The organism is Streptomyces sp. NPDC057543, assembly GCF_042801895.1.
Taxonomy (GTDB): Bacteria; Actinomycetota; Actinomycetes; order Streptomycetales; family Streptomycetaceae; genus Streptomyces.
Genome location: NZ_JBHVFF010000397.1, coordinates 1 through 5,982, shown reverse-complemented (window position 1 = coordinate 5,982; position 5,982 = coordinate 1). Strand labels below are relative to the sequence as shown.

Sequence of the window (5,982 nt, the reverse complement as noted above, 5' to 3'; positions counted from 1 at the left end):
GACGCCGGGTCCGTACCGCCCTCCCCCCACGCTCTTACAGCGCCGCCTACAGCACCTTCGACAGGAACGACTTCGTCCGGTCGTGCTGCGGGTTCGTCAGTACGTCGCGCGGGTGGCCCGACTCGACCACCACACCGTCGTCCATGAAGACCAGCGCATCGCCGACCTCACGGGCGAAGCCCATCTCATGGGTCACGACGACCATCGTCATGCCGTCCTCCGCGAGCCCGCGCATGACATCGAGGACATCGCCCACCAGCTCCGGGTCGAGCGCCGACGTCGGCTCGTCGAAGAGCATCAGCTTCGGCTCCATGGCCAGGGCGCGGGCGATGGCCACCCGCTGCTGCTGGCCGCCGGAGAGCTGGGAGGGGTAGTTCTTCGCCTTGTCGGCCAGGCCCACCCGGTCCAGCAGCTGTTCGGCCCGGGCCCTCGCCACGGCCTTCGGCTCGCGCTTGACCTGGATCGGGGCCTCCATGACGTTTTCGATCGCCGTCATGTGCGGGAAGAGGTTGAACCGCTGGAAGACCATGCCGATGTCCCGGCGCTTCAGGGCGACTTCGCTGTCCTTGAGCTCGTAGAGCTTGTCGCCCTTCTGCCGGTAGCCGACCAGCTCGCCGTCGACGTACAGCCGGCCGGCGTTGATCTGCTCCAGGTGGTTGATGCACCGCAGGAAGGTCGACTTGCCGGAGCCGGACGGGCCGATCAGGCAGAAGACCTCGCGCGGGGCGACCTCCAGGTCGATGCCCTTGAGGATGTGCGCGGCGCCGAAGGACTTGTGGACGCCCTCGGCCTTCACCATGGCGGTCATGCCATGCCTCCCTTCGGGCGGCCCAGGGACGTCAGCTGCGCCCGGACCTTCTGCAGCGGGGTGGGCGGCAGACTGCGGCTCGACCCGCGTGCGTAGTACCGCTCCAGGTAGAACTGGCCGATGCTCAGCACCGAGGTCAGGATGATGTACCAGGCCGCTGCCAGGAACAGCATCTCCACCGTGGCGCCCGAGGTCTGCGAGACGTTCTGGGTGGCCCTCAGCAGCTCGGTGTACTGGGCGGCCACCGCCAGGGAGGAGGTCTTGAGCATGTTGATGACCTCGTTGCCCGTCGGCGGCACGATCACGCGCATCGCCTGCGGGACGACGATCCGGCGCAACGTCTTGGCGTGGCTCATGCCCAGCGCGTGTGCCGCCTCGGTCTGTCCCTCGTCGACCGACTGGAGGCCGGCCCGGCAGATCTCCGCCATGTACGCGGCCTCGTTGAGGCCGAGGCCGAGCAGCGCGCAGAGGAAGGGCGTCATGAAGGACGACCACTCGTCCTTGTAGATCGGCCCGAGGTTGATGTACGTGAAAACGATGCCGAGGTTGAACCAGACCAGGAGCTGTACGTAGACGGGGGTGCCGCGGAAGAACCAGATGTAGAACCACGCGATCGTGGAGGTCACCGGGTTCTTGGAGAGCCGCATCACCGCCAGGACGATGCCCAGGACCACGCCGAGGACCATCGCCAGGACGGTGATGATCACGGTGTTCTTGACGCCGGTGAGGATCTGGTCGTCGAAGAAGTAGTCCGGGATGGCGCCCCAGTTGACCCGGCCGCGGGCGAACGCGGAGACGAGCAGGGCGAGCAGGCCGACGGCGACGACGGCGGTGACGTACCGGCCGTAGTGCCGGACGGGTATGGCCTTGATCGTCTGCGGTCCTGCGGCAGGTACGGGGGGAGCGGGCGGGGTGGCCGCCGGGTCCGCCTTCTCGATTTCAGTCACAGCTGATGCCTTTCAGCCCTGGACGCCGGTCAGGATCCGCCGTTGAGCTTGGCCTCGGTGACCGCGCCCGCCTCCACGCCCCACTTGGCGACGATCTTTCCGTATTCGCCGTTCTTGATGATCGCGTTCAGTGCCGCCTGGATGGCCTTGGTCAGCTGGTCGTTGCCCTTGGCCACGGCGATGCCGTACGGGGCGGCCTCGACCTGCTCGCCGACAATCTGGAAGTCGTTGCCGCCGCCCGAGGTCTTCACCGCGTACGCGGCCACCGGGAAGTCGGAGGAGCCGGCGTCGGCGCCGCCGCCGCGCAGCCGGGTCTGGGCCTCCAGGTCGTTGTCGAACGCCTCCATGGCGATCGTCTTGCCACCCGTACACTTCTTCGACTCGGACTTGGCGAGGTCGTGCGAGACCGTGCCGCGCTGGACCACGATCTTCTTGCCGCAGAGGTCCGCCCAGGTCTTGATGCCCTGGTCGTCGCCCTTCTTGGTGTAGATCGAGACGCCGGCGGTGAAGTAGTCGACGAAGTCCACCCCCTCGCCGACCTTCTTCTTGGTGGCCGAGTCGATACCCTCCTGACGGTCCTTGGTGTCCGTCATGGCCGACATGGCGAGGTCGTATCGCTTGGAACGCAGACCGGTGAGCAGCGTGTCGAAGGTGCCGTTCTCGAACTCGAAGGTCACTCCGAGCTGCTTGCCGAGCGCCTCGCCCAGGTCGGGGTCGATGCCGACCGTCTTGCCGGACTTGTCCTTGAACTCGACCGGCGGATAGGCGATGTCCGATCCGACCTTGATGGTGCCCTTGTCCTGGATCGCCTTCGGCAGGAGGTCGGCGAGCGGGGCCTTCGCCGCGTCGGAGCTGTTGGAGCCCTTGTCGGTCTGGTCGCCGCAGGCGGTCAGCAGCAGCGTGCCGGCGACCGCGATGGCGCAGACCGCTGCAATCCGGGACTTCGCGGTCGTACGACGGGTGGTGCTTGCGGTCATGATCGGGTTCCTCCGGCAGGTGAAGGTGGTGTTGCCAGGCGGTGAAATGACACGCGTCATCTGGTGTCGCCGCTCTGTGCGATTAGGGCATCTTGCCATTCGGATTTGCCCAAACAGTGGGCCAGCTATGTCAAAATCGGGTAACGGGTAATCCCCGAACCTCAAGGGCCGGCACCTCAAGGCCGGACCATCTGTGGGGTTTTCGTCTTCACGCCGGAGGATCTGCGGCGCGTCTCGACTGGTGGACGCCATTTCGCCGGTAAGTCGACTTGTCCAGATATTCGACTATGAGTCACATCACCGCGCCGAGATGGACTCGTCCGTCACACCGTCCGTCGGGTAAAAAAGACCTTTACACCCCTCATCCGGGGCTCAGGACGCGTGTGCGGCGCGTCCGCGCGTATGTATCTCTCCCTGCCGGGGCGGGCCAACCGCCGACGTGGGGAACGTACGCGGTGCCCGCCCACCCCTCCTCAACCAGGAGTGGCCACCCTCAAACGATGAAGACTTAAGGGGTCAACACCATGGCAGCGGAGATCGTCAATCCTCGCAGCGACAGCACCACCGACAGCGCCACCGATGAGCCGTTCGATCCGGCCTTCGCGCTGCACCGCGGCGGCAAGATGGCCGTGCAGGCCACCGTTCCCGTCCGCGACAAGGACGACCTGTCCCTCGCGTACACACCAGGCGTCGCCAAGGTGTGCAGCGCCATCGCCGAGAATCCCGAGCTGGTCCACGACTACACCTGGAAATCGCAGGTCGTCGCCGTCGTGACGGACGGCACCGCGGTGCTCGGCCTCGGAGACATCGGCCCCGAGGCATCCCTCCCCGTGATGGAGGGCAAGGCGATTCTTTTCAAGCAGTTCGGCGGCGTCGACGCGGTGCCGATCGCGCTCGCGACCACCGACGCGGACGAGATCGTGGAGACGGTCGTCCGGCTCGCGCCGTCCTTCGGCGGCGTGAACCTGGAGGACATCTCGGCGCCGCGCTGCTTCGAGATCGAGCGCAAGCTCCAGGAGCGGCTCGACATCCCGGTCTTCCACGACGACCAGCACGGCACCGCCGTCGTGACGCTCGCGGCCCTGCGCAACGCCGCGAAGCTGTCCGGCCGGAGCCTCGGCGACCTGCGCGCCGTGATCTCCGGCGCCGGCGCGGCCGGGGTCGCCATCGCCAAGTTCCTGCTGGAGGCGGGGCTCGGCGACGTCGCCGTGGCCGACCGCAAGGGCATCGTCAGCCGGGACCGCAAGGACCTGACGGACGTCAAGCGTGAGCTGGCCGAACTCACGAACCGGGCCGGGCTCTCCGGTTCGCTGGAGAGCGCGCTGGCCGGTGCGGACGTCTTCATCGGGGTCTCCGGCGGTACGGTGCCCGAGGCGGCCGTCGCGTCGATGGCGCCCGGGGCGTTCGTGTTCGCCATGGCCAACCCGAACCCCGAGGTCCACCCCGACGTCGCCCACAAGTACGCGGCCGTCGTGGCGACCGGGCGGTCGGACTACCCGAACCAGATCAACAACGTGCTGGCCTTCCCCGGCATCTTCGCGGGAGCCCTTCAGGTCCGGGCCTCCCGGATCACCGAGGGCATGAAGATCGCCGCGGCGAACGCGCTGGCGGATGTCGTGGGCGACGAGCTCGCGGCGGACTACGTGATTCCGTCGCCGTTCGACGAGCGGGTCGCGCCTGCGGTCACGGCCGCTGTGGCCGCGGCGGCGCGGGCGGAGGGCGTGGCCCGGCGCTGAGGTTTGGGGTGGGGCGGGGCGGGGTGCGAATGCCCGGGTGCGGGGTGTGTGCCCGCGGGTGATCCGGTCGCGGGTGCGCCTGCGGCGGGCCTGTTCCCCTCCCCGCCCCTTCCCAGCCGGGGCACTGTCCCCGAACCCCCGCTCCTTCCAGTACAGGGGTGCTGCCCCCGGACCTCCGCTCTTTCCCGTTCGGGGGCGCTGTTCCCCGGACCTCTGCTTCTTCTCGTTCGGGGGCGCTGTTCCCCGGACCCCCGCTTCTTCTCGGCCGGGGGTGCTGCCCCGGACCTCCGCCCCTCCAGCGCCGGAGGGGCTGATTCTTTCGCGGTGCGCGTCACACCTGTGGACGGTTACGCCGGTCCGTGCCCCGGCCTATCGTCGAGGCCATGTTCGCCGCCTACGCATCCCGTATCGACCGTGACCAGCCCCTGAACGGCCTTGAGCTGGGTGAGCGCCCCGCTCCCGAGGCGCGTCCCGGCTGGACCACCGTCAGCGTCCGGGCCGCCTCACTCAACCACCATGACCTCTGGTCCCTGCGCGGCGTCGGCCTCGCCGAGGACAAACTGCCGATGATTCTCGGCTGCGACGCCGCCGGGATCGATGAGGACGGCAACGAAGTCGTCCTGCACTCCGTCATCGGGCAGACCGGGCACGGCGTCGGTCCGAAGGAACCCCGGTCCATCCTCACCGAGCGCTACCAGGGCACCTTCGCCGAGCAGGTCACCGTCCCCAGCTGGAATGTGCTGCCCAAGCCGAAGGAGCTCACCTTCGAGGAGGCCGCCTGCCTGCCGACCGCCTGGCTCACCGCGTACCGGATGCTCTTCACCAACGCCGGCGTGCGCCCGGGCGATTCGGTCCTCGTCCAGGGCGCGGGCGGCGGCGTCGCCACCGCCGCGATCGTGCTCGGCCGGGCCGCCGGGCTGCGTATCCACGCCACCAGCCGTGACGAGGCCAAGCGCAAGCGTGCCGTCGAACTCGGCGCGATCGCGGCGTACGAGCCCGGCGCGCGGCTGCCGGAGCGCGTCGACGCGGTCATCGAGACCGTCGGTGCCGCCACCTGGTCCCACTCGGTGAAGTCCCTGCGCCCCGGCGGCACGCTCGTCATCTCCGGTGCGACCAGCGGCGACCGGCCCTCGCACGCCGAGCTGACCCGGATCTTCTTCCTGGAACTGAAGGTCGTCGGCTCGACCATGGGGTCCAAGGACGAGCTGGAGGACCTGCTGGCGTTCTGCGCGACGACCGGCGTACGGCCCGTCATCGACGAGGTGCTGCCGCTGGACCGGGCCCGCGAGGGGTTCGAACGGCTGGCCGCGGGCGACCAGTTCGGGAAGATCGTGCTCAACTGCTCCTGAGGTAACGACCTCACCCGCGATGGAGAGCGGGCTCCCGACGCCCTGCGACTCCGCCTCCGGCGTTGTCGTTGGTCAACGACGCTCCGCGTCGCTTCCCTCCTCCGCCTTGGATTCGAAGCCGCATGACGCCGCTCGCTGATCCACTCTCCATCGCGGGTGAGGTCG

At 68.5% G+C, this 5,982-nt stretch carries 5 protein-coding genes; 2 read left to right on the top strand and 3 right to left on the bottom strand.

The features are described from left to right. Window positions 1–46: 46 nt before the first annotated feature. The 3 genes from ACFU8Q_RS38085 to ACFU8Q_RS38075 are packed head-to-tail and all read right to left on the bottom strand — an operon-like array spanning window position 47 to window position 2,732. Window positions 47–808, bottom strand: coding sequence for an amino acid ABC transporter ATP-binding protein (locus ACFU8Q_RS38085; protein ID WP_384463730.1), 762 nt, complete (start codon window positions 806–808; stop codon window positions 47–49). Further along, window positions 805–1,755, bottom strand: a complete 951-nt coding sequence (locus ACFU8Q_RS38080) for an amino acid ABC transporter permease (RefSeq protein WP_384463727.1) — start codon at window positions 1,753–1,755, stop codon at window positions 805–807. Before ACFU8Q_RS38080 ends, ACFU8Q_RS38085 begins: the two co-directional genes overlap by 4 nt. 29 nt (window positions 1,756–1,784) lie before the next feature. Continuing rightward, on the bottom strand, window positions 1,785–2,732 hold the full coding sequence (locus ACFU8Q_RS38075; protein ID WP_384463724.1) for an ABC transporter substrate-binding protein: 948 nt from the start codon (window positions 2,730–2,732) through the stop codon (window positions 1,785–1,787). Window positions 2,733–3,256: 524 nt separating this feature from the next. Between ACFU8Q_RS38075 and ACFU8Q_RS38070 the strand changes: the two genes are divergently transcribed. Both ACFU8Q_RS38070 and ACFU8Q_RS38065 read left to right on the top strand, forming a co-directional pair. Further along, window positions 3,257–4,468, top strand: a complete 1,212-nt coding sequence (locus ACFU8Q_RS38070; RefSeq protein ID WP_384463721.1) for an NADP-dependent malic enzyme — start codon at window positions 3,257–3,259, stop codon at window positions 4,466–4,468. A gap of 383 nt (window positions 4,469–4,851) precedes the next feature. Next, the gene (locus ACFU8Q_RS38065; RefSeq protein ID WP_384463718.1) at window positions 4,852–5,817 is read left to right on the top strand and encodes a zinc-binding dehydrogenase; all 966 of its coding nucleotides are present in this window, start codon (window positions 4,852–4,854) and stop codon (window positions 5,815–5,817) included. Window positions 5,818–5,982 lie beyond the last annotated feature (165 nt).

What these genes read in the sequence shown, in the direction of transcription:
- ACFU8Q_RS38065 (WP_384463718.1), top strand. Translation starts at nt 4,852, where the DNA reads ATGTTCGCCGCCTACGCATCCCGTATCGACCGTGACCAGCCCCTGAAC.
- ACFU8Q_RS38075 (WP_384463724.1), bottom strand. Translation starts at nt 2,732, where the DNA reads ATGACCGCAAGCACCACCCGTCGTACGACCGCGAAGTCCCGGATTGCA.
- ACFU8Q_RS38070 (WP_384463721.1), top strand. Translation starts at nt 3,257, where the DNA reads ATGGCAGCGGAGATCGTCAATCCTCGCAGCGACAGCACCACCGACAGC.
- ACFU8Q_RS38085 (WP_384463730.1), bottom strand. Translation starts at nt 808, where the DNA reads ATGACCGCCATGGTGAAGGCCGAGGGCGTCCACAAGTCCTTCGGCGCC.